This is a genomic window from Sanguibacter massiliensis, from assembly GCF_900240335.1.
Classification (GTDB): Bacteria; Actinomycetota; Actinomycetes; order Actinomycetales; family Cellulomonadaceae; genus Flavimobilis; species Flavimobilis massiliensis.
The window spans coordinates 2,563,438-2,585,774 of record NZ_LT964979.1 but is presented as its reverse complement, the minus strand read 5'-3'; the positions used below and the strand labels follow the sequence as shown (position 1 = coordinate 2,585,774).

The 22,337-nt window shown below is 72.2% G+C and carries 23 protein-coding genes; 7 read left to right on the top strand and 16 right to left on the bottom strand.

The genetic code is table 11. From position 1 onward, the window contains the following. Window positions 1-9: 9 nt before the first annotated feature. The 14 genes from fliK to C1729_RS11905 all read right to left on the bottom strand — a co-directional run bounded on the left by fliK (window position 10) and on the right by C1729_RS11905 (window position 12,332). Complete coding sequence (gene fliK / locus C1729_RS11970) at window positions 10-1,395, bottom strand: flagellar hook-length control protein FliK (protein WP_102510145.1); 1,386 nt, start codon at window positions 1,393-1,395, stop codon at window positions 10-12. Beyond that, window positions 1,392-1,829 (bottom strand): flagellar export protein FliJ, encoded by a 438-nt coding sequence (fliJ, locus tag C1729_RS11965; RefSeq protein WP_102510144.1) that lies wholly within the window; start codon window positions 1,827-1,829, stop codon window positions 1,392-1,394. Before fliJ ends, fliK begins: the two co-directional genes overlap by 4 nt. Then, window positions 1,826-3,133, bottom strand: coding sequence for a FliI/YscN family ATPase (locus tag C1729_RS11960; RefSeq protein ID WP_102510143.1), 1,308 nt, complete (start codon window positions 3,131-3,133; stop codon window positions 1,826-1,828). The genes fliJ and C1729_RS11960 overlap by 4 nt, the downstream gene beginning before the upstream one ends. Next, window positions 3,130-3,810 carry a FliH/SctL family protein gene (locus C1729_RS11955; RefSeq protein ID WP_102510142.1) on the bottom strand — a complete coding sequence of 227 codons (681 nt, stop codon included), beginning with the start codon at window positions 3,808-3,810 and terminating at the stop codon, window positions 3,130-3,132. The genes C1729_RS11960 and C1729_RS11955 overlap by 4 nt, the downstream gene beginning before the upstream one ends. Further along, on the bottom strand, window positions 3,800-4,894 hold the full coding sequence (gene fliG, locus C1729_RS11950; protein WP_242493817.1) for a flagellar motor switch protein FliG: 1,095 nt from the start codon (window positions 4,892-4,894) through the stop codon (window positions 3,800-3,802). The genes C1729_RS11955 and fliG overlap by 11 nt, the downstream gene beginning before the upstream one ends. Window positions 4,895-4,896: 2 nt before the next feature. Next, window positions 4,897-6,510, bottom strand: a complete 1,614-nt coding sequence (fliF, locus tag C1729_RS11945; protein WP_102510140.1) for a flagellar basal-body MS-ring/collar protein FliF — start codon at window positions 6,508-6,510, stop codon at window positions 4,897-4,899. Further along, window positions 6,510-6,848, bottom strand: a complete 339-nt coding sequence (fliE, locus tag C1729_RS11940) for a flagellar hook-basal body complex protein FliE (protein ID WP_102510139.1) — start codon at window positions 6,846-6,848, stop codon at window positions 6,510-6,512. Before fliE ends, fliF begins: the two co-directional genes overlap by 1 nt. Next, the gene (locus C1729_RS11935; protein ID WP_102510138.1) at window positions 6,848-7,240 is read right to left on the bottom strand and encodes a flagellar basal body rod protein FlgC; all 393 of its coding nucleotides are present in this window, start codon (window positions 7,238-7,240) and stop codon (window positions 6,848-6,850) included. Before C1729_RS11935 ends, fliE begins: the two co-directional genes overlap by 1 nt. A 1-nt stretch (window position 7,241) precedes the next feature. Further along, on the bottom strand, window positions 7,242-7,580 hold the full coding sequence (locus C1729_RS11930) for a flagellar basal body rod protein FlgB (protein WP_102510137.1): 339 nt from the start codon (window positions 7,578-7,580) through the stop codon (window positions 7,242-7,244). Window positions 7,581-7,732: 152 nt separating this feature from the next. Further along, window positions 7,733-8,062 (bottom strand): hypothetical protein, encoded by a 330-nt coding sequence (locus C1729_RS11925; RefSeq protein WP_102510136.1) that lies wholly within the window; start codon window positions 8,060-8,062, stop codon window positions 7,733-7,735. Window positions 8,063-8,068: 6 nt separating this feature from the next. Next, entirely contained in the window at window positions 8,069-8,515 is a 447-nt protein-coding gene (locus tag C1729_RS11920; RefSeq protein ID WP_102510135.1) for a flagellar export chaperone FliS, read from the bottom strand. After that, window positions 8,512-9,867, bottom strand: a complete 1,356-nt coding sequence (fliD, locus tag C1729_RS11915) for a flagellar filament capping protein FliD (protein ID WP_165375497.1) — start codon at window positions 9,865-9,867, stop codon at window positions 8,512-8,514. Before fliD ends, C1729_RS11920 begins: the two co-directional genes overlap by 4 nt. Before the next feature lie 200 nt (window positions 9,868-10,067). Further along, window positions 10,068-11,204 carry a flagellin N-terminal helical domain-containing protein gene (locus C1729_RS11910; protein ID WP_102510133.1) on the bottom strand — a complete coding sequence of 379 codons (1,137 nt, stop codon included), beginning with the start codon at window positions 11,202-11,204 and terminating at the stop codon, window positions 10,068-10,070. A gap of 186 nt (window positions 11,205-11,390) precedes the next feature. Next, a complete protein-coding gene (locus tag C1729_RS11905) occupies window positions 11,391-12,332 on the bottom strand; it encodes a sigma-70 family RNA polymerase sigma factor (protein WP_102510132.1) in 942 nt (313 codons plus the stop codon). Window positions 12,333-12,797: 465 nt separating this feature from the next. Between C1729_RS11905 and flgN the strand changes: the two genes are divergently transcribed. The 5 genes from flgN to C1729_RS11880 are packed head-to-tail and all read left to right on the top strand — an operon-like array spanning window position 12,798 to window position 17,258. Further along, entirely contained in the window at window positions 12,798-13,280 is a 483-nt protein-coding gene (gene flgN, locus C1729_RS11900; protein WP_102510131.1) for a flagellar export chaperone FlgN, read from the top strand. Between the two features lie 9 nt (window positions 13,281-13,289). Continuing rightward, window positions 13,290-14,720: a flagellar hook-associated protein FlgK gene (gene flgK, locus C1729_RS11895; protein WP_102510130.1), complete on the top strand. Its 1,431-nt coding sequence runs from the start codon at window positions 13,290-13,292 to the stop codon at window positions 14,718-14,720. Then, window positions 14,717-15,613, top strand: coding sequence for a flagellar hook-associated protein FlgL (gene flgL / locus C1729_RS11890; protein WP_102510129.1), 897 nt, complete (start codon window positions 14,717-14,719; stop codon window positions 15,611-15,613). The genes flgK and flgL overlap by 4 nt, the downstream gene beginning before the upstream one ends. Further along, window positions 15,610-16,059: a flagellar assembly protein FliW gene (locus tag C1729_RS11885; RefSeq protein WP_102510128.1), complete on the top strand. Its 450-nt coding sequence runs from the start codon at window positions 15,610-15,612 to the stop codon at window positions 16,057-16,059. Before flgL ends, C1729_RS11885 begins: the two co-directional genes overlap by 4 nt. A gap of 5 nt (window positions 16,060-16,064) precedes the next feature. Next, window positions 16,065-17,258 carry an EAL and HDOD domain-containing protein gene (locus C1729_RS11880; RefSeq protein WP_102510127.1) on the top strand — a complete coding sequence of 398 codons (1,194 nt, stop codon included), beginning with the start codon at window positions 16,065-16,067 and terminating at the stop codon, window positions 17,256-17,258. Window positions 17,259-17,405: 147 nt separating this feature from the next. Here the strand turns inward: C1729_RS11880 and C1729_RS11875 are convergent, their stop codons facing one another. Together C1729_RS11875 and C1729_RS15245 are read right to left on the bottom strand one after the other, a co-directional pair. Beyond that, a complete protein-coding gene (locus tag C1729_RS11875; RefSeq protein ID WP_102510668.1) occupies window positions 17,406-18,200 on the bottom strand; it encodes a DUF3027 domain-containing protein in 795 nt (264 codons plus the stop codon). Window positions 18,201-18,216: 16 nt separating this feature from the next. Further along, on the bottom strand, window positions 18,217-18,597 hold the full coding sequence (locus C1729_RS15245) for a cold-shock protein (protein ID WP_102510126.1): 381 nt from the start codon (window positions 18,595-18,597) through the stop codon (window positions 18,217-18,219). Between the two features lie 99 nt (window positions 18,598-18,696). On the opposite strand from C1729_RS15245, the gene C1729_RS15240 reads away from it, so the two are divergent. Both C1729_RS15240 and C1729_RS11860 read left to right on the top strand, forming a co-directional pair. Further along, window positions 18,697-21,465 carry an arsenate reductase/protein-tyrosine-phosphatase family protein gene (locus C1729_RS15240; protein ID WP_165375496.1) on the top strand — a complete coding sequence of 923 codons (2,769 nt, stop codon included), beginning with the start codon at window positions 18,697-18,699 and terminating at the stop codon, window positions 21,463-21,465. Between the two features lie 105 nt (window positions 21,466-21,570). Continuing rightward, window positions 21,571-22,320 (top strand): PspA/IM30 family protein, encoded by a 750-nt coding sequence (locus C1729_RS11860; RefSeq protein WP_102510124.1) that lies wholly within the window; start codon window positions 21,571-21,573, stop codon window positions 22,318-22,320. Window positions 22,321-22,337: the final 17 nt, after the last annotated feature.

Sequence of the window (22,337 nt, the reverse complement as noted above, 5' to 3'; positions counted from 1 at the left end):
TGCGTCCTCTCAGGCGACGACGTCGACGCCGCCGGTGCGGGTCGTCGTGTCGGTCGGGGTGGCTGCGGGCCGGTCGGCCGGTTCGGCAGTGGTGGGGGGTGCGGATGGGCGGGTGCCGGGCTCGCCCCGTTCTGCGTCGCGTCCCTCCCGTTCCGAGATCGTGCTCTCGTCAAGGCTGAGGTCGCCGCCTCCGGACGCCGCGAGATCGCGTCGGAGGTCGGTCATGACGGCGCGCAACTGTTCGCGGATCGCGTCGGTCGCACCGACGAGCTCGACGCGCAGGCCCTCGGGGCTGAGGTGGGCGCGGACCTGCACGGGGCCGAGGTCGCGCGGCTCGACGCGAAGCGTGAGGATGTGATCGCCGAGCGGCAGGGCGCGGAGGGAGCCGAGCGGGACGCGGAGCTGGTCGTCGAGCGGCGCGGTCTGCTGGGGGGGCGTGGGTGCCGCTGGTGGGACGACGGGCGCGGCGGGCGCGGGCGCGGGTGTCGCTTGCACGGGCGCGACGCCCACGCTCGTGGCGGCGGCTGTGGGCACTGGGTCGTTCGCCACGGCCGGGGCGGCGGCTGCCGCGGGCTGCGACGCTGCGACCGGAGCAGCGGCATCGGGCGTCGTCACCGCTGCCGTCGTGGCGTGCGTGCCGCTGGGCGCGTGGACGCCCTGGGCGGGGGCGGCCTCGGACGGGACTGCCGTGACGGGCTGGGTCGGTCCGACGCTCGGGGCGGCACCGGCGGTCGGGGCGGCACCGGCGGTCGGGGCGGCACCGCCGCTCGGGGCGGCACCGACGGTCGTGGTGACGACGGGCGCTGCGTCCGCAGCCGGGACGGGTGCCTGCGGAGCTGCGGGGGTCACGCCGTCGGCGGGCTCGCCGGGGTCGGGCAGCGGCATCTCGGTGCCGGTCGCGGCGGGAGCTCCTGCCGGGACGGCGACGGCGACGGCGCCGTCGGCCGTGAGCGGCGGGGGGGGGGCGGAGCCGGGATCGGCGGGCAGCGTCGCTGCGAGCGTTCCGGCGATGGGCACGACGATGCCGGTCGTCGGAGCGACCGTCGCTTGGGCTGTCCCGTCGTCGTTCGTCACCGGTGCGGCGTCGTGCGGTGGCACGTCGGCGGTCGGGACGGTCGTGTCGTTCGAGGGGGATTCGCTCGGGCCGGCGTCCTCGGTGCGAGAGGCCTCTGCGCGGCCGTCGGCAGCACGACCGGCGGCGGTCCGTGCGCCGGCCGCGCGCTCGGCCGCGCGCTCGGCCGCGCGCTCGGCCGTGTTCCGGTCGGCACGTCCCGCGTCGGTCGCCGCCGCGAGCGACCGCGAGAAGTCGTCGGCGCGTCCCTGGCCGGACGCTCGCGCGTCTGGGCGCGACGGCGCTGGAGCGGGCGCTGGGACCGCATGCATGATCGTCGTCATTCTGTCGTCTCCTCCGGTCGTCCGGCCGGCCGTCGGCCCCCTGCCTCGTCGAGCGCGCGCTGCTCGTCGGCGAGCTCTGCCGCGGCGACCCGCGCGTCGTGCTGCTCCTCGAGACGCTCGAACGTCCTCACGCGGCCGCGCGCCTCGTGCCAGGCCTTCTCGGCGTCGGCCACGTCCCCCTGCCGCGTCGCGACGAGCGCGTTCGCGTCCTCGAGGCAGCGACGCATCGCTGCACGTGTCGCGGTGAGTGCCTGCCAGACGCCCAAGGGGAGCGACGAGTCGAAGCTCGCGCCTGCGAGCCGGGCCGCGGCCCGCGCGCTGCGCTCCTGCGCCTCCGAGGACGCGCGGTGCGCGTTCGCGAGCCGTGCGGCGGCCTCGTCCTCCTGGATCCTGCGCACCCGGAGGAGCGACGCGAGACGGAACCCTCTGCTCATGCGGCTGCCCTCCGTGTGCCGAGGGAGTCGACGAGCTGTGCGAGCTGCTGCCAGGAGTCATCGGCGTCGGCACGCGCGTCGACCGGCTGCCGCAGGAAGCCGTCGATCCGGTCGGCGTGCGCGAGGGCCGCGTCGACGAGAGGGTTCGCCCCGGCGACGTAGGCGCCGACGTCGATGAGGTCCTGCACCGCGCGGCGGGCTGCCATGACGCGGCGCAGCTCCGTCGCGTCGCCGCGCTGCGAGGGCGTCGTCACGCGGGACGCGACGCGCGAGATCGAGCCGAGCGCGTCGACGGCCGGGAAGTGGCCCGAGGTCGCGAGGCTGCGGTCGAGCACGACGTGGCCGTCGAGGATCGAGCGGGCAGCGTCGGCGATCGGCTCGTTGTGGTCGTCGCCGTCGACGAGCACCGTGTAGATGCCCGTCACCGATCCAGAAGCCCCGGTCCCGGCGCGCTCGAGAAGCTCGGCGAGCACGGAGAACGTCGACGGAGGGTAGCCGCGGGTCGCGGGCGGCTCGCCCACGGACAGGCCGATCTCCCGCTGCGCCATAGCGACGCGGGTGAGGGAGTCCATCATGAGGACGGCGTGGCGGCCCTGCTCGCGCAGGTCCTCGGCGATCCGTGTCGCGACGAACGCGGAGCGTCGGCGGACGAGCGCAGGCTGGTCGCTCGTCGCGACGACGACGACGGAGCGCGCGAGCCCTTCGGGACCGAGGTCGTCCTCGAGGAACTCGCGCACCTCGCGTCCGCGTTCGCCGACGAGCGCGATGACCGAGACCTCGGCCTCGGTGCCGCGTGCCACCATCGACAGGAGCGTCGACTTGCCGACGCCCGACCCAGCGAACAGGCCGATGCGCTGTCCGCGGCCGACTGCGGTGAGGGTGTCGAGCACGCGCACGCCGAGGTGGAGGGGCTCGGCGACACGTGCACGTTCGAGGGGGTGGGGTGCGGCCATCTCGACGGGCACACGTCGGACGCCGCGCAGCGGGCCGAGACCGTCGATGGGGCGGCCCAGCCCGTCGAGGACGCGACCGAGGAGGCCGGGACCGACGGGCACGCGAAGCGGGCCGCCTGCGGACCGCGCGTCGAGACCCGTGCGGATGCCGGTTGCGGGCGCGAGCGGCATGCAGCGCAGGATGTCGCCGGACGTCGCGACGACCTCGGCGGGGAGCCGGTCAGGGCCGAGCTCAACGAGGTCACCGATCGCGCAGCGCAGGCCCTCGATCTCGACGGAGAGCCCGACGGCCTCGCGGACGCGGCCGACGATCTCGGGGCGCGCTGCGTCGAGCGCTGTCACCCAGCTCATGGTCGGCCGCCTGCGGGAGTCTGCACCGTGGCGAGGATCTCGCCGAGGTTGTCGCCCTCCGAGACGAGCTCGTCGAGGGCCTCGCGGAGCCGTTCGACTGCGGGGCCGAGCCGCGCGTCGAGGTGCCCCGAGGGCAGCTCGCTCACGGCGTCGCCGCGTGCGAGCGTCGCGTCGTCGACGAGGCTCACGCCGGCGGGGAGCTCGAGCGACCTGTTGGCGCACGCTTCCTGCAGCTCGAGATGGTCGTGCGGGTTGAGCCGCACGACGACGGTCTCCCCCGGCGCGGTGGCCGTGAGTGCGCGTGCGAGCGTCGATCGTGCGGAGCGCTCGCCGTCGGCGAGCTCGACGCCGATGATCGCTTCGGCGAGGTCGAGCGCGAGGAGGACGATCGTGGCGGTGGCGTCGGCGAGCACGCTGCTCTCGCGGGAGGCTGCGGCGCCGGCCGCGGCGCCGAGGGTACGCAGCGCGTCGCCGAGTCGTGCCCGGGCCTCGTCCTCGGCGTCCGCGGCGCGCACGGCGACGCGCTGAGCAGCGTGCTGCGCCGCCTCGGACGCCGCGCGTGAGCCTGCGGCCCACCCGGCGGCGTACCCGGCGACCCGCGCCTGCTCGCGCACGACGGAGGTCCCCGCGGAAGCCGCGGGGAGCTGCGTCGGCGCGAAGACACGCTCAGCTGACATACTCGTCCTCGCCCTCGCGGGTGATGACGATCTGACCGGCTTCCTCGAGGCGGCGGATGCCCTGGACGATCTCGGACCGGGCTTCCTCGACCTGCGAGACGCGGACCGGGCCGAGCAGCTCAATCTCCTCGACGAGGTTGGTGCGCGCGCGCTCCGACATGTTGCGGAGGACCGCGTCCCGCTCGGCGTCGCCCGCGCCCTTGAGCGCAAGCGCGAGTGTCGGTGTGTCGACGCCGCGCATGACGAGCTGGAGCGCGCGGTCCTCGAGGAGCACGATGTCCGCGAAGACGAACATGCGCGAGCGGACCTCGTCGGCCAGGTCCGCGTCCCGGTCTTCGAGCCCCTCGAGGATGAGCTTCTCGGTGCTCGGGTCGGCGCGGTTGATGATCTCGACGAGGGGCTGAACGCCGCCGATCGCGGACGACTCGCGGGGCGTGAGGACGGAGGCGGACTTGCGCTCGAGGGCGTCCGCCACGGCCGAGACGATGTCGGGCGCGGCGCGCTCCATGAGGGCGATGCGGTGCGCGACCTGCGCCTGCATCGCTGGCTGGAGGCCCGTGAGGATCTGGGACGCGTGCTCGGGACGCAGGTGCGCGAGGACGAGCGCGATCGTCTGGGGGTGCTCGCCGTTGATGAGCGCGATGACCTGGCGGGCGTCGGCCTGCTGGAGGTACTCGAAGGGCTTGCCGGCGAGCGACGTCTGGAGGCGCTCGAGCATCTCGCCGGCCTTCTCGGCGCCGACGGCTCCTTCGAGGAGCTGGGTCGCGTAGTCGATCCCCCCGCGGGACACCTGCTGGCTCACCGCCATCGTCTCGTGGAACTCGCCGATGACCGCGTCGACGACGTCACGGTCGATGCGTTCCATGCGGACGATCGCGGCCGTGACCTCCTCAATCTCCGGCTCGGAGAGGAGCGCGAGGATGCGCGCGGCCCGCTCGCGGCCGAGCTGCATGAGGACGAGCGCTGCGCGCTGCGTCCCGGAGAGCCCGGCGATGTTGGGGCGCGGCTTGGGACGGGGCACCTCCTCGACGGGCGCGGCGATGGCCGCGGTCGTCTCGGCGGCGGTCGGTGCGGTCGTCGTCACCGTCATGAGCGGGCCCCCGAATCCATGAGCGCGCGGATGCGGTCCGCCATGTCACCCGGGTCGTCGTCCGCGGCGGACATGACCGCGGCGCGCTTGGCATCGGCCTCGATCTGTGCGCGGTCGACCGGGCGGGAGGCGACGAGCGTGCGCTGCGCCTCGTCGACGACGTCAAGCGCGAGGGCCGTCGGGTCGGGTGCGGCGAGGGGTCGGACGTCGATCTCGCCGAGGTCGAGCGCGAGCCGTTCGGGCGCGGGTGCGCGACGGCGGCGGAGGGCGAACACGGCGATGAGGAGTGCGAGGAGCGTGACGCCGGCGATCGCGGCGTTGCGGATGAGCGTCTCGCGCTCGGCGGCTGCGGCCGCGGCCTCGTCGGCGGCGAGCGCCTCGGCGGCCGCGTCGGCTGCGGTGGTGTCGAAGGTCATGCGCTGGACCGTGACGACGTCGCCGCGTTCGGGGTCGATGCCTGCGGCTGTCGCGACGAGCTGCTGGAGGTCGGCCATGACGAGGGCGTTGCCAGTTGCGGAGTCGACGGCGACGGACACGGACTGCCGCCGGACCGTGCCGGGGGTCTGCTCGGTGATCTCGGTGATCTTGTCGACGGCGTTCGTCACAGTGCTCGACTCGTTGAGGTACTCGCCGTCTCCGGTTCCCGTGCCGCCGGGGACCGCGATGTTGTCGGGGCCGAGCACACCGGACGTGCCGTTCCCCGGTCCCTTGAACTCCTCGCGCTCGGTCTTCTCGGTGAGCGGGAGCCGCTCGTCGGGGCTTTCGAACTTCTCCGAGGTGGTCGTCCGGCTGTCGAGGTCGAGCTCGGCGGTGACGGACACGACGGCCCGCCCGGGGCCGACGATGCGGTCGAGCATCGTCTGGACGGCGGCGCCGACGCGGCTCTCGTAGGCGGTGACGCGCTTGTCGGTGCCGCTGTCCGCGGCGCCGGGGGTCGCACCGACGGCGGACAGGACGGTGCCTGCGGAGTCGACGACGGCGACGTCGGTGGCCTTCATGCCCTCGATCGAGGCGGAGACGAGGTGGGTGATGGCCTGGACCTTGTCGCTGCTGAGCGTCGTCCCGCGGTCGAGCGTCACGAAGACGGACGCGGTGGGGTCGGGGGTCTCGGCGACGAACACCGTCTTCTCTGGGAGCGCAAGACGCACGGAGGCGGCACGGACGCCGTCGAGTGCGCCGATCGTCGCGGCGAGCTCCCCTTCGAGGGCGCGCTTGTATGTCGTTGTCTGCTGGAACTCCGAGGAGCTCATGCCCATGTCGTCGAGGAGCGAGTAGCCGCCCTGGCTCGAGTCGGCCGGGAGTCCTGCGGCGGCGGTTGCGAGCCGCATGCGGTAGACGGCGTCACGGGCGACGAGGACGGAGCTGCCGCCGTCGGCAAGCTCGTAGCCGACGCCCTCACCTTCGAGGACCTCGACGACGGCGCTCGCGTCTTGGGCGGACAGGCCGGTGAAGAGCGGCGCGTAGGTGGGTCTGTTGGCCCACACGACGAGGGCGACGACGACGAGCGCGATGCCTGCGAGGCCGATGAGGGCGAGGGTGCGCTGCGCGACGGTGAACTCGCGCACGGCGCCGCCGACGCGGCCGAGGGCGACGGAGAACTTCTCGGGCATCAGGCCTGCATCCTCATGATCTCGTTGAACGCGTCGACAGCCTTAGTGCGCACGGTGGCCGTGAGCTCGAGCATGAGCGCGGCCTGCGACGAGGCGATCGTGTACTGGTGGACGTCCTGGAGGTCGCCGGTGACGGCACGGACGGCGAGGGCGTCGGATGTCTCTTGGGCTGCGCGGACGTCGTCGAGCGCGCCGACGAGCACGCCGCCGAATCCGCCGTCGTCGGTGGACGTGGCGACGGGTCGGGCCGGGGTGACGGTCGTGCCGAGCGCGGCGAGGGCGTCGGCGTCGAGGTAGCGGGTCGGCGTCGTGCCGATCGCTCCGAGTGCGTCGATCATCAGGAACGTCCGATCTGCAGGGCGGCCTCGTAGGTCTCCTTGGCACGGTCGACGACCGTCGCCGATGCCTGGTAGCCGCGCTGCGCCATGATGAGCTGCGTCATCTGGGAGGACAGGTCGATCTCGGGGTAGCGGACGTAGCCGTCCTCGTCCGCGAGGGGGTGCGTGGGCTCGTGGACCAGGCGGCCCTCGGCCGGGCCGAGGACGGTGCCGCGCACCTGGACGCCGCCGCCGTCCATCTCGCCGGCGACGACGTAGCGGGCGCGGAACGCTTCCTCGCTCGTCGCGGTGGCGTTGTTGGCGTTCGTGAGGTTGTCGCTCACGGCGTCGAGCCACTTGCGGTGGACTGTGAGGCCGCTGCTCGCGATCCCGATCGCTCCGAAGATCGTCATCTCAGCTCCTCATCGCTGTGCGGACCGAGCTGAACTTGCCGTCGACCGCTCGCGTGGCGAGCTGGACGCGCAGCACGGTGTCGATGTTCGAGAGCGTCTCGGTGTCAAGGTTGACGTTGTTGCCGTCGAGGCGTGTCGGTTCGAGGCTGCGCGCGGACGACGGGGCGACGTCGCCGTGCCCGTCCTGCACCGCGCCGAGCAGTTGCTCCTCGAACGCGACGCGGCGCGCGTGGTACCCGGGGGTCTGGACGTTCGCTACGTTGTCGGCGATGGCCCGCTGTCGTTCGGCGAGGCCGTCGAGCGCGCTTGTGAGCGCTGACAGGGTCACGGATTGGAGCACGCGTCGCCTCCAGGGTCGAGCGGAGAGGGCAGCCAGTCCGTGGCATTCAGGCGAGCAATCCGTTGCTCAGAGGGCTCATCGGCCCGGCGCGCCGGGCTATGAGGAAGTTGGGGGAAGAACTTTCAGCGGTGTGCGCGCACGACGTGCGCGCCTCACCCTTCAGCGTCGAGGTAGACGGGCCGGGCGCGGTCGGGTCGCGCGTCGAGGATCCGCGTGCGGACCTTCGTCGCGCTGAGCGCGCGCGCGAGGCGCCCTGCGGTCTCGCGCTGCTTCGTGAGGACCGCGGTCGCACGCTCGGAGAGCTCGGTGGGCATCGGGCCGAGGCCCTGGGGGACGCGCCAGGCGGTTGCGCGGCGCAGGACGAGCGGTGCGACCTCGTCGAGCGACCCGTCGAGGAGGAGGTTCGTCTCCGCGAGGTCGGCCTCGAGCGCGTCGAGAGCCTGCGACCACGCGGTGACGTCAGCGGCTGTCGTGGCGCTCATGTCGCGTCACGCGATGCCGAGGTCGCCGCGCGGGCCGACGGTGCGGGCGGGCGCCGGGACGCCTGCCGCCTCGATGTCGATCTCGTGGAGCGCCCCGTGCCACGCGTCGCGCAGCTCGGCGATGTGGGCACGGCAGGTGGCGAACCGCTCGGTGTCGAGCGCGATCGTCGCAGTCATCGTCTCGGTGAGCAGGTGCGTGTAGAGGGCGAAGAGCTGCGGGGCGCCGTCCCATGCCTCGAGGTCGAGGGAGGACATGAGCTCGGCGAGGACGTCCTGCGCGTGCCCCGCGTGCTGCGCGGCTCCGCTGCGGTCGCCGGCGGCTGACGCGGCGCCCGCACGCTCGAGGTCGAGCGCGAGACGGTCGTAGAGCATGACGACGAGCCGTCCGGGGCTCGCCGCGAGGACGGATTCGCGGAGGAACTGGGCGCGGCGGGCGCTTGCGGCGACGGTCACTTCTTCGTCCCTCCGTTGAGCTGCGCGAGCTGCTGCTCGAGCCAGCTCGAGGTGTTGTTGAGTTTCGAGAGCGAGACCTCGAGGGCCGCGTAGGTGCGTTCGAGGGTTGCGCGTCGTGTCGCGAGGCGGTCGTCCCACGCGGTGATGCGCTCGCCGAGGTCCTTGACGGTGTCCTCGCCGCCGCGGATGCGTGAGGTGAGCGTGCCGTTGTCGGCGTCGGACGCGCGCTGGGCGATCTTCCCGGTCGCTTCGGCGAGGGCGGTGACGAGCTTCTGTGCCTTGGCGGGGTCGGCCGCGAGGGCGTCCCCGAACGCCTTCTCGTCGAAGGCGTAGCGGCCGTCACGGCCGAGGGTGATCCCGACGCTTGCGAGCGACTCGCCGTCGACGGTGAGGCCTGCTGCGCTGAGGAGGTCGGTGCCGAGGCCTCGGACGAGGCTCTCGCTTGCGAGGACGCCTGGCGTGAGCTTTGTCGAGCCGTCGGTACCCGTCGTCGTCGTGGCGGTGGTCCTCGAGGAGATCTCCTCGAGGAGGACGTTGAGGTTGGAGACGAGGCCCTTGGCGTTCTTCGTGAGGGTTGCGTCGTCGCGGACGAGGGTGACAGCGACGGGGTCGGTGCTCGTCGCGGTGAGCGTGAGGGTGACGTCCTCGATAAGACCGGCGACGGAGTTCGAGGCGCTCGTCACGGTGCGCTCGGCGGCGCTGCCGGGGAAGAGCGTGAGACGGGCGTCGGCGGCTGCGACGATCTCGGTGAGGTCGAGGGCGCGCGTGCCGCTCGTCGTCATGGCCTCGGCGGTGAAGCCGTTGGTGGCGCCGGTGCTCGTCGACGTCAGCTGGAGCTTGTGCTCGGGGGCGTCGGCCGTGCCGACGTTGATGATCGAGGCGCGCACGCCGAGGTCGGCCTTGTTGACGGCGGCGGCGAGGTCGCGCGGGTCGGTGCTGAGCGCGGTGACGGTGACGGGGTCACCGCCTGCGACGCGCAGGACGAGCGAGGGGTTCGCGGGGTCGAGATCGGCGGGGACGTCGACGAGCGAGGACTGCGCGGTCGCGAGGGAGTCGACCGTGAAGGTGATCGAGCCGGCGGCGGCCTTCGCGCCGGCGGCGACCGTGACGGACGTCGAGCTCGAGGTCGCGGTGACGGCGTTCCACGACGCGGGGTCGGCGAGCTTCTTCGCGGACTCGGCGAGCGACGCGAAGCGCGTGTTGAGTCCCTGGAGCGCGGTGACTGTCGCGGAGGTCGACGACTTCTTGATGCTGAGGAGCGTCTGCTGGTTCGCCTCGAGCTTCATGAGCTGGTTGATGATCGTCGTCGTGTCGAGGCCCGAGACGATGCCGTCGATGCCGATGCCGGCCATGTGGGTGCTCCCTTCCAGGGCCGCACGCTGCGGGGGTGGGTGTGCGTGGTGTGGTGCCGCGCGGTCGGCCGGCCCGAGGCCGACGTGAGCAGGCGCGGCGGGCCGCATCCTGGGTGGACGCCTGACGGCGGGCGGACGAGTCCGCCCGCCGTCAGGGTCTGGCTGCTCCCCGGGTCACGGCGCGGGCCGTGACCGTCGGATCACTGGAGGAGCTGGAGCACGCCCTGGGGGATCGACTTCGCCTGGGCGAGCATGGCGGTGCCTGCCTGCGAGAGGATCTGCGAGCGCGTGAAGTCCACCATCTCCGCGGCCATGTCCGTGTCACGGATGCGGCTCTCGGACGCGGAGAGGTTCTCGGCCGCGACGTTGAGGTTGTTGATGGTGTGGTCGAAGCGGTTCTGCACGGCACCGAGCTGCGAACGCGTCTTGGAGACGTCGCTGATCGCGGCGTCGATCGCGTTGATCGCTGCGTCGGCGTCGCCCGTGGCGGCACCCGCAACACCGGCGACACTGGCAACCGTCGCACCGGTGATGCCGCCGCCAGCAACCGTGACCTTGCCGTACGAGTCGACGCTCGCCGAGAAGTTCGTGTTCTTCACGGCGCTCTTGAGCGCGGCGTCGAGGACGCCCTGGTTGGTCTTGGCGTCGGCGGAGGTGCCACCGGTCGCCCAGCCCGTGAGGTCGAGGTTGAGCGTGGTGGTGCCCGCAGCGGTCGTGATCTCGAGCGCTCCGGTGCCCGTCGGGGCGGTCGCAGCGAAGAGGTCGACGTCCGCGACGAACGAGCTGGCCGCACCCGTGATGTCGACGCCGTCGACGCCGAGGCCGGCGGCGCTCATGGACTGGCCCGTGAGGTCGACCGTGATCTTGTCGGCGGCTGACGTGTTGGCGCCCACCTGGAACGAGCCCGTGTAGGAGCCGTTGAGGAGCGCCTTGCCGTTGAACTTCGTGGTGTCGGCGATGCGCGTGAGCTCGGTCTTGAGCTCGTTGAGCTCGTCCTGGATGTTGCCCTTGGCGGCGTCGTTGAGACCGCCGTCGTTGCCCGCCTGGACGGAGAGCGTACGCATGCGCTGGAGGATCGAGTGCGTCTCGGTGAGCGCACCTTCAGCGGTCTGGACGACGGAGATGCCGTCCTGCGCGTTACGGACGGCCTGCTTGGTGCCGCCGATCTGGGCGCGCATGCCCTCGGAGATCGCGAGGCCGGCAGCGTCGTCCGCGGCACGGTTGATGCGAAGACCCGACGAGAGCTTCTCGAGCGAGCGCGAGAGGTCGTTCTGCGTGCTCGAGAGGTTGCGGTACGCGTTGAGCGCCGCGACGTTCGTGTTGATCGAGAGAGCCATGGTGTTTCTCCTCCTTGAAGTGGCCCGGATGCAGGTGCCCTTCCGTGGGCTCCTGCTCTCCTCATCGGGCGGTGCCCGTGGGGTGTGAGGTTTTTGCGGGACGAGTTTGCGGGTGAACCCGAAACTCGTGGGGACGCCTCCGTCGTGCGGGCTCGCAGGCAGCGAGCGCTGCTACGACGAGGGTGGTCAGGCGAGCGCGGCGAGGGTGCCAGCAACCTGGGCGTCGCCGGCACGTCGGCCGCCGTGGGCGACGGCCGCGGCGGCGCGCGCCGCGGGGATCGCTGCCGCGCGGGCGGAGAGCGTCGCGATGTCGTGGCGTGCGGGTGCGGCGGCTGCGCCGACGGCGTCGACGTAGGCGCGGCGGCGCCGCTGGGCGACGCCTTCGGGAGCCAGGTCCTCGGTGTCGGGCTCGGCCTCGAGGTGGGCGTCGAGGGCCTCACGCATGAGCGACGTGGCCTCGGCGCGGAGCTGGCTGACGCGGGACTGCGTGACGCCGAGGATGCCGGCGACGTCGGTGACGGTGCGGTCCTCGAAGTAGACGAGCTGGACGACGAGGCGGAGCCTGTCGGGCAGCGCTGCCACGGCGGCGCGGAGGTAGCGGAGCTTCTCGGAGGCGACGGCGTCGGCCTCGGGGCTCGGTGCGCGGTCGGGCAGGAGGTCGCTCACGGCGCCGTCGAACGCCTCGATCGACAGGACGCGGCGGCCGGCGTCGTCGCGGGTCTGGTCGACCTCGCTGACGTCGACGCCGAGGGCCTGGGCGAGCTGCTCGCGGCTGGGGGCGTGGCCGAGCTGTGCAGTGAGCTCCTCGGCGACCGCGGTGAGCCGCCGCACCCGGGAACGCGTGCCGCGCGAGGCCCAGTCCATCGAGCGGAGCTCGTCGACGAGCGCGCCGCGGAGCCGGATCGCTGCGTAGCGCGCGAAGGGGACCCCGGTCGCAGAGTCGTAGGCGGCTGCGGCCCGGACGAGTGCGAGCGCCCCTGCGGAGGAGAGGTCGTCACGCGAGACGTGCTGCGGGATCCGTGCTGCGACGTCGTTGACGTGGTACCCGACGAGCGGGAGGTGCGCCTCGACGAGCGCTACCTGCTCGGCGCTGAGGCGCGCCGTCCCTGGGAGCTTGCTGGCGGTCATGGCAGGAGTCTGTGGGGATGACGCGAATTAATGGAAGGAGGACGTGCGCCACAGTTGAACGAACAACTTTGCGCTTCTCCTAGGTTGTTTCACCCAGGATCCGCGCGCTTCCACGCTTCTTCCACCCACACCCTCCAGAAAGCGCTCTCTCACCGCGCAGAAAATGGCGCGGTTAGTGGCGCGAACCGCTCGACCCCGGCAAGGTTTTGACGCGATCGAAACGATGTGAACCACTTCACAAGACTCCACATCGCGCCAGAACTTGGTCACAACCTCGTCGTCAGCCGCGATGACCTGCGTGAACGCCCAGCACAGCCCGGCCTCCGACCACAACCGACGGCTAGGATCTGCCCGGCAGGTCACGCGTCGCGACAGGACGCCCTGGACTCCTCACAAGCGCTAAGTGCCGACCGATGGGATCTCTGCACGGGCCCGACCGGCCCACGACCAGGACGGAGAACGACGATGAGCATGGAGAGCCTCACAGCACTCCTCTGGCGCGAGCGACAGCTGCTCGAGCTGCTCCTGTTCAAGCTCGATGTCGAGCAGCTCCTCCTCACCAACGGCCGCAACCAGTGGCTCGCCCACGCGACGGACGAGGTGACGACCGTCCTCGAGGAGATCCGCACGACCGAGCTCGGGCACGCCGTCGAGTCCGACGCCGTCGCGGCACGGCTCGGGCTCGCACCGGGCGCGACGCTCGCGCAGCTCGCCGCCGCGGCCCCCGCGCCGTGGGACACGATCCTCGGCGAGCACCGCGACGCGTTCATCGACCTCACGCACCGGATCGGCGCGCTCGCCGACGACAACCGTCGTCTTCTCACCGCCGCCCACCGGTCCGCCCAGGAGACGCTCCTCGCGGTGGACCGCACCGTCCAGACCTACGACGCCCACGGTCACGCTGGCAACGGCACGGGCGACGCGACCCTGTTCGACGCAAGACTCTAGGAGTTCCGCATGTCCACCTTCTCGACGCTCTCGACGGCGCTGAGCTCGCTGCACACGCAGCGCGCCGCGCTCGACGTCGCCGGGCAGAACATCGCGAACGCGAACACTGTGGGGTACACGCGCCAGCGGGCGGAGACCGCGTCGGTCTCCGCGAACGCCGCCGCGTCGCGCTTCTCCTCGGGCCTCACTGTCGGCCAGGGCGTCAAGGTCACGGGAGTGACGCGGCTCGGTGACATCTTCGCGGACGCGCGCGTCCGTTCCTCGACCTCGCTCGCCGCCGACCTCGCGGCACGGGCCACGGCGTACGCGCGGCTCGAGACGACGATCAGCGAACCGAGCGACAAGGGTGTTTCGGCGCAGCTCGCCCAGTTCTGGGCCGGCTGGCAGGACATCGCGAACAGCCCGTCCGAGCCGGCGGCCGGCCAGGTCGTCCTCGAGTCGGCGAAGATCCTCACCGAGTCGATCGCGACCGGCTACCGTGCGGCCCGCACGCAGTGGGACGAGACGCGCGCGCAGTCCGTCGCGTACGTCGAGGAGATCAACTCCGCGGCGGCGTCGCTCGCCGAGCTCAACGAGACGATCCGCTCCGTCACCGTCTCGGGGGGCAACGCGAACGAGCTCATGGACCGTCGCGACCTTCTCTCGACGCAGCTCGCCGAGCTCACGGGTGCAACGACCCGCCTCCAGGAGGACGGCACCGTGACCGTCTCCGTCGGCGGCAACCACCTCGTCTCGGGAGACCGGTCCTACCGCATCAACCTCGTCGGCTCGACGACTCTCGCCGGGGCAGCAGCCGACACGCCGCGCCTCGAGTGGGAGCGCGCCTCAGCGGGTCCCGTGTCGTTCGACGGCGGACTCCTCGCGGGTAACCTCGCGAGCCTTGCCGGTGCGCGCCCGGACGGCTCGGGGGGCGTGCTCGCCGAGGCGGCCGCCGCGTACGACCGTCTGGCGACCCAGCTCCACGACCGGGTCAACGCGCTCCACACGACGGCGACGACGACCGCGGGCGCGCCCGGCGGCAACTTCTTCGCGCTCTCCGCCGACCCGAGCACCCCTGCGGCGCTCGGCCTCACCGTCGCGCTCACCTCGCCCTCGGACATCGCGGCCGGCGCGCCGGGCAACGGCGCGTACGATGGGTCGATCGCCGACGCGATCAGCAGGATCGGGACGTCCGCCGACAGCCCTGACCGTGCCTGGTCCGCGTTCGTCGTCGACCTGGGTGTGCAGTCGCAGGCAGCGCTGCGCTCGGCGGAGGTCGCGGAGCAGGCTCGTGCGACGGCGTCGCTCGTGCAGCTGGCGGGCTCGAGCGTCGACATCGACGAGGAGACAGTCAACATGCTCGCGTTCCAGCGTGCCTACCAGGGCGCGGCTCGCGTCCTCACGACGGTCGATGAGATGCTCGACACGCTTATCAACAGGACGGGAGTCGTCGGACGATGAACCTCACCCGGGTCACTCACCAGATGACGCAGCAGACGTCACTCGCGAACGTTCAGCGCAACCTTGCTGCGATGTCGAAGCTCCAGGGCCAGGCCTCGAGCCTGCGTCGCATCGAGAAGCCGTCGGACGATCCTGCGGGGACGGCGCAGGCGCTGCGGCTGCGTGCCGAGCAGCGTGCGCTCACGCAGTACGACCGCAACGCGACCGACGGGCGCGGCTGGCTCACGGCGGTCGACACCGCGATGCAGACGACGTCAACCCAGCTCATCCGGGCGCGAACGCTCGTCGTGCAGGCTGCAAACTCGGGCACGACGACGGCCGAGTCGGCCGAGTCGATCGCGCTCGAGATCGAGGCGGTGCGGGACGCGCTGCTCGGCCAGGCCAACGCGACCTATACGGGTCGTTCGATCTTCGCGGGCACGTCGGACGCCGACGCCGCGTACACGGCGCAGCCTGACGGCTCGTACGCGTACGCGGGGGGCGCGGGGTCGGTCGACCGCCGGATCTCGGAGGACGTCGTCGTGCGTGTCGACGCTGACGGTGCGGGCATCTTCGGCGACGCCACGGACTCGGTGTTCGCGCTGCTCGACCGTGTTGCGGCCGACATCCGTGCGGGTGTTGACGTCGGTCCGGCGATCGCCGAGATCGACACGTGGCACAACCGGACGACGGCGGCGCTCGCGACGACGGGTGCGCGCACGAACCAGCTCGAGGCCCAGCTCGCGGTCAACGCCAGCACGAAGCTCTCGCTCACGGCGGACATCTCCGCGGTCGAGGACGTCGACCTCGCGGAGACCCTCGTGCAGCTCCAGACGCAGGAGGTCGCGTACCAGGCTGCGCTCGGTGCGACGGCCCGCGTCCTGCAGCCCACCCTTCTGCAGTACCTGTCATGACGGTCTCCGCTGCCACGGGTACGTCCCCGGACGCTGCCGACGAGCGCGTCAGCTTCGTCGCGCCTCTCCTCGGTCTCGGTGGTGCTCTCGACTTCACGTTGCGGGCGCTCGACGATCTCGGGACGGTCTTCGCGCTCCGGAGCGTCGACGAGGGCGCGAGCACGCGCCTGTTCCTCGTGCACGCGGCGGCGCACGTGCGCGGCTACGAGCCCCCGGTGGCGGTCGGGCTCGCGCTGCTCGGCGTGGACGGCGTCCCGGCGTCCGACGACGACATCGCGACGCTCGTCGTCCTCAACCCCGAGGGTGACGGGGGTGCCGCGACGGTCAACCTGCTGGCTCCGGTGCTCGTCAACACCCGCACGCACCGTGCGGTCCAGATCGTCCTCGACGGCGACTGGCCGCTGCGGGCCCCGCTCGCTCCTTCCCCCGACCGAGAGATCACGTGACACCCATGAATGTCGACACCGACATCACCTTCTCCCGTCTGCCCATGTACGACGCGGCGGGAGCGGTCACCGGATACTTCATCACGCCGTCGTCGCCGGGCCTGATCCTCCGGCACGACAGGCACCCTGAGCTCGAGCACGCCTACCTTGAGCTCGACCTCCCGTCGATCGCCCACGACCGCACAGTCTTCCTCGTCCCGACGCCCCGCATGGTCGCGGGCGAGGTCGCCCTGCCGCGTCACGCGGGGCGGGTGGCGCTCGTCATCACCCCGACGGTCCTCGCGCTCCCTGACGCGCCCGAGCACCTGACGCGGCTTCGTCGGCGCGGGTACCTGCTCGCGCTGGACCTCTACCGTGCGACGGAGACGCAGCGCGCGTCGCTCGAGCACTTCACGCACGTCCTGCTCGACCAGAACCTCACGACGGAGGAGGCTGCGGTCATCGCGACGGGCGCCGCGGATGCGGGCGTGGTCGTCGTCGCTCCCCGCCTCGTGTCGGGATGGGGCCACGAGGCCCCTGTCCCCGGGGTGAGCATGCTCCTCGGCTCCCCGAACGTGGGTCCTGTCGTCGAGCTCGGTGAGCGCGACCTGCTCCCCAACGAGATCTCATGCCTCGAGGCCGTGCGGCTGCTCGGCGAGGACGAGGTCGACATCGAGGCCGTGGGTCACGTGCTCGGCGCGGACCCGGCCCTCGTCCTTCGGGTGCTGCGTCTCGTCAACGGTGCGGCGACGGGTCTCTCGCAGCGTGTGGACTCGGTGCGTCGCGCGATCGTGCTGCTTGGCCCCGGTCAGGTGCAGGGACTTGTCATGGCGTCGCTCGTCGCGTCGACGGTGGATCAGCTCGACAACCTGTGGCTGCTCATCGCTCGTGGCATCACCTGCGAGCGGCTGGCGCCCGAGCACGACTCGGCCTACACGGTCGGCCTGCTCTCGGCGCTCTCGACCGAGCGGGGGATCCCGACGCAGATTCTTGCGGAGCGGACTCGTCTGTCGAACGAGGCGTACGACGCGCTCGTCCTCGGCGAGGGACCGCTTGGCACGGTGCTGCGCGCAGTCATCGCGCACGAGCGCAACGACCTCGAGACCGTCGCGGCGACGGGCATCAGTGTGGATGCTGTGACGCGTGCGTACTTCGACGCGATTCCCGAGGCTCTCGACGCGGTGCTCACGGCGCTCACCCCGGCGGGCGCAGAGCTCTAGCACGCCCCTTCCGGCGCACGCCCGCGGGTCGGTGCGTGCGCCGGGAGACTCGGTCGGTGCGACGGATAGTCGTCGGCCGTGCGCGGGGCGGCGTCGGCCGCGCTCCCGCCCAGAGCTGCGTCCCCAGCGAGGGACGTCAGCCCGGGCCTAGTCCTCAGCGGGGTCGTCAGCAGGCGCGGGACGCTCGAGCGACACGACGTCGATCCGCGCCTCGTCGATGAGCGGGTTCGGCGCCGGCCAGTCCGACGGACGTTCGGGGACGTCAGTCTCCGAGTGCGCACCGCAGCCGTGGTCGAACGCAACGACACGACCGTCGTCGGGCGACCACGGGTTCGTGCACACGCCGAAGACCTGACCGAGCGCACCCTGGAGCGGCACGAGGTATCCGCACGAGAGACACGGGTCGCTCGCGGCCTGCGCGCTCGCGCTCCGCGGGCCCGCAGCCCCGTCGTACCACCGCTGCGCGGCCTCTGCGACGCCGTCCTCCGAGAGGATGCGCGCACGCGCGAGCGCGAGCTCGCCGATCGCGACCGCGTCGAGCTCGTCGTCGCCGCTCGGCTCCCAGCCGGGCGCGAGACGGGGGTCGTCCGCAACGAAGGGCAGGATGTCACCCGGGCCGACGTCGCCCGGACGGATCCGCTCCGACCACGGCAGCCACTCGGGCGCGAGGATCGCGCCGTCACCGGGGAGCAGCTCGACCTCGCACACCGTCGCCGTGCGTCCGCGCGGCACGCGCGCGAGCGTCACCGTCCAGGCCCAGCCCTGGTAGCCCGGCATCGTCGCCGCGAACCTGTGCTCGACCAGACGGTCCTCGACCGTCATCGTCCCGAGGTGCTCGCCGACGTGGGCCGCGACCTCAGCGACGTCCTCCGCGGAGGCGCGAGCGATCTCGACCGCAGCATCGAGCACCGGGTCAGCCTTGCGGCGTGCAGGGCGGCTCATCGTCGCAGCAGCCACCTCAGGCCTCAAGGTTCTCGGCGACGGCACGCAGCAGGCTTGCGACCTTCGTGCCCTGCGCCTTCTCCGGATAGCGGCCGCGACGCAGGTCGTTGCCGACGCGGTCGAGCACCTTGATGAGGTCCTCGACGATGATCGCCATGTCCTCAGCGGGCTTGCGCGCGGCCTTCGCGACCGACGGAAGCGGGTCCGTGAGCGTCACCTGGAGCGCCTGCGGGCCACGCCGGCCGTCGGCGACCGAGAAGTCGACCTTCGCGCCCGGCTTGACGACGGCGCCCTCAGGCAGCGCCGAGGCGTGGAGGAAGACCTCCGACCCGTCCTCGGACGCGATGAAGCCGAAACCGCGCTCGGCGTCGAACCACTTGACCTTGCCGCTGGGCACAAGCACCTCAGATGAGAAGTAGGAGTACGCGCGAGACCGCGCGACGTGTCGTCCACCTTCGAGGATAGCCGGAACGCGGGCCGCGGCGGGAACGCGCACGTGACGCGGTCACGGATCGTCGGCCCCTCAGTCCCACGACCAGCAACCCTGCGGCTCCGGGCTGCGACCCTGCCGTCCCGCGAGGATCCCGACACGCCCACGACCGCCCGGATCCTCGCCGTCTGCGCGGGCAGCATCTGCTGCTCGCCCAGGGTCGAGCGTCTGCTCGCGCCCAGGCTCGGCCCCGGCTACGCCGTCGCGAGCGCCGGAACCCGTGCACTCGTCGGCTCCCCCATCGACACCCAGATCGTGCGCCTGCTCGGCGCGGCGCACGTGAGCGCCGCCGGATTCTCCGCCCGCCAGCTGACGAGCGACCTCGTTCGCGAGGCGGACCTCGTGCTCACGCTCAAGCGCGAGCACCGCTCAGCCGTCGTGCGGCTCGCACCCGCGGCTCTCCGCACGACTTTCACCCTCCGCGAGCTCGGCAGGCTGCTCACGGTCGCGGACCTCGCTCACCTGCCGACAGCCCCCAGGCCCGCGTCGCGGAGCTCGCCGCCCGCGCCCGTGCCGCCCGCGCCGACGCGTCTGCCCGCCCCGCGACACCCGAGGACGACGACGTCGTCAGCCCGTACGGCGGCGACGGCCCGCTGTTCCTGCGCGGCGGCCTCGGCGATCCCAAGGTTTCGCTCACGGCGTGACAACTTCTTTGCCCATCCTTTGCGCCGACGCCTGCGGGTCCGTGATGATCGTGGGGTGACACCTGCACGCACCGTCCGGTTCCGCCGCGCCCTCGCGGGCGTCCTCGTTGTGGGCGGCCTGCTCGGCCTCACCGCCGCCCCCGCCCACGCGCTCGCGGCCGGACCTGGAGGCCCCGCGCTCGAGATCGCGCAGCGCGCCGCTCGGGGCAACGTTCCGGTCCTCGCGCCGCAGGTTCTCACGCAGCCCGTCACCGACCCCGACGGCATCCTCACGTCGTCGCAGGTGAACGAGATCGAGAGCCGCCTCGGCACACTCGCCGACGACACCCGGTACGAGCTCTACGTCGTCGTCGCGCAGTCGTTCGACGGCGCCAGCGGCCCCGACTGGGTCCAGCAGGCCGTCGAACGCTCGGGCTTCGGACGCACCCAGGTCGTCCTCGGCATCGCCATCGGCGACAACCCGCGACGGTTCGGGCTTGGCATCGCCGACGGCGACTTCCCCGGCGCGGCGATCACGCAGATCGAGGACGACGTTCGCGACGCGCTGCGCAACGACCTCGACTACGTCGCCGCCGTCGACGCCACCGCCACGACGCTCGAGGCCGTCGACGCCGGCACGTTCACCTCGTCCGGCACGGGCGCCGGAGCACCGTCGTCCTCCTCGGGAACTGGCGCCATCGTCTTCCTCCTGCTCGCCGGAATCGCCGTCGTCGTCATCGTCACCGTCGTCCGCTCACGCAAGCGCAAGACCGTCCACGGCGGCGCCACCGGCGCCCCCCAGCTCTCGCTCGAGGAGCTCCGCAAGCGCGCCGGCACCGCGCTCGTCGCAGCCGACGACGCCGTGAAGTCCTCCGACGAAGAGCTCGCCTTCGCGAAGGCACAGTTCGGTCTCCAGGCGACCGACCAGTTCACCGCCGCCGTCGACGCCGCCCGCACGGACGTTCAGAAGGCCTTCCACATCCAGCAGCTCCTCGACGACGAGATCCCCGAGCCGGACCACGTCAAGGGCCAGATGCTCACCGACATCCTCGCCCTGTGCGAGAAGGCGTCGGCCACCCTCCGCGACCAGGAAGCCGCGTTCCAGGAGCTGCGCGACATGCAGTCACGCCTCCCCGAGCACATCGCCGAGCTCGAGCAGCGCACCGCCGAGGTCCGCGCGCGCGTCCAGACGTCGCGCGTCGCCCTCGCCGAGCTCACGCGCCGCTACCCGGCGCGCGCCCTCGCCTCGATCATCGACAACCCCGACCAGGCACTCCAGCTGCTCGACGGCGCGACCGAGTCCGTCCGCGAGGCCCGGGCCGACATCGACAAGGACGACCGCCCGACAGCCGTCGTCCGCACGCGCGCCGCCCAGCTCGCCGTCGGCCAGGCCGCCACGCTTCTCGACGCCGTCGACGGCGCGGGCGCCGAGCTCGATGCCGCCGCGCCACGCCTCGTGAGCGCGATCGCGTCGATCAGCTCCGACGTCACCGACGCGCAGCGGCTCGCGCCCTCCAACCCGGCCGTCACCCCGTACGTCACCCGCGCACAGGCCGCGATCACCGCGGGCCGCAGCGCCCAGGCCGGCGGCGACCCGCTCGCCGCGCTGCGCGAGCTCACCGCGGCCGAGGCCGCGATCGACGAGGCCCTCGCCCCCCTGCGCGCCGCAGACGAGCAGATCCGCCGGGCGACCGCGGTGCTCGGCCAGACGATGGGCCAGGCCGACGCGATGATCCGCGGCACCGACGACTTCATCAACACCCGCCGCGGCGCCGTCGGACCCACCGCACGCACCCGCCTCGCCGAGGCCATCCGTCACATGCAGGAGGCGCACGAGCTCCAGCAGAAGGACCCGCAGCGCGCGCTCGCCGCCGCTCAGCGCGCCCTCGACCTCGCCCGCTCCGCACGCGACATCGCGCAGGCCGACGTCGACCGGGGCAGCGGGTTCGGCGGAGGAGGCGGCTTCGGCGGCGGAGGCAACAACGTCGGCGGCATGATCCTCGGCGGCATCATCCTCGACTCCCTGCTGCGCGGCGGCGGAGGCGGCTTCGGCGGCGGAGGCTTCGGCGGAGGAGGCGGCTTCGGCGGCGGAGGCGGCTTCGGCGGAGGCGGCGGAGGCGGAGGCTTCAGCGGCGGAGGCGGGACGTTCTGACGCAGCCACGCGCGCGCCACTCGGTAGCGCACGCACCAACAGACCAACCGGCTCAGGCCGGTGAGCACGACCAGAGCACGACACACCTTCGAGAGAGGCGACACCATGGCTGAGAAGCAGACGATCTTTGGGCGCGTGGCCCAGCTGGCCAAGGCCAACATCAACGCGCTGCTCGACCGCGCCGAGGACCCGCAGAAGATGATCGACCAGCTCATCCGCGATTACACGAACAACATCGCAGAGGCCGAGCAGGCTGTCGCCCAGACGATCGGTAACCTGCGTCTCGCCGAGCAGGACTACCAGGAGGACCTCAACGCCGCGCAGGACTGGGGCGCCAAGGCCATCGCCGCGTCGACGCGCGCGGACCAGCTCCGCACCCAGGGCAACGCCGCCGAGGCCGACAAGTTCGACAACCTCGCGAAGGTCGCCATCTCCAAGCAGATCGCGGCCGAGGGCGAGGCCAAGGCGGCCGAGCCGATGATCGCGTCGCAGCGCGACGTCGTCGAGAAGCTCAAGTCGGGCCTCGCCCAGATGAAGGACAAGCTCGGCGACCTCAAGAACCGCCGCGACCAGCTCGTCGCCCGCTCGAAGTCGGCGCAGGCACAGTCCGCTGTCCAGGGCGCGATCTCGTCGATCAACGTTCTCGACCCCACCTCGGAGCTCTCGCGCTTCGAGGAGAAGGTCCGCCGCGAGGAGGCCCTCGCGCTCGGCCAGGCCGAGGTCGCGGCGTCGTCGCTCGACTCGCAGTTCGCGGAGCTCGAGCTCGACGCGGGTCAGATCGAGGTCGAGGCGCGCCTCGCCGCGCTCAAGAACCTGTCTCTTTTACACATTTCCCAGCCCACGAGACCGCACTAGATCTCGCATGCCCTCTT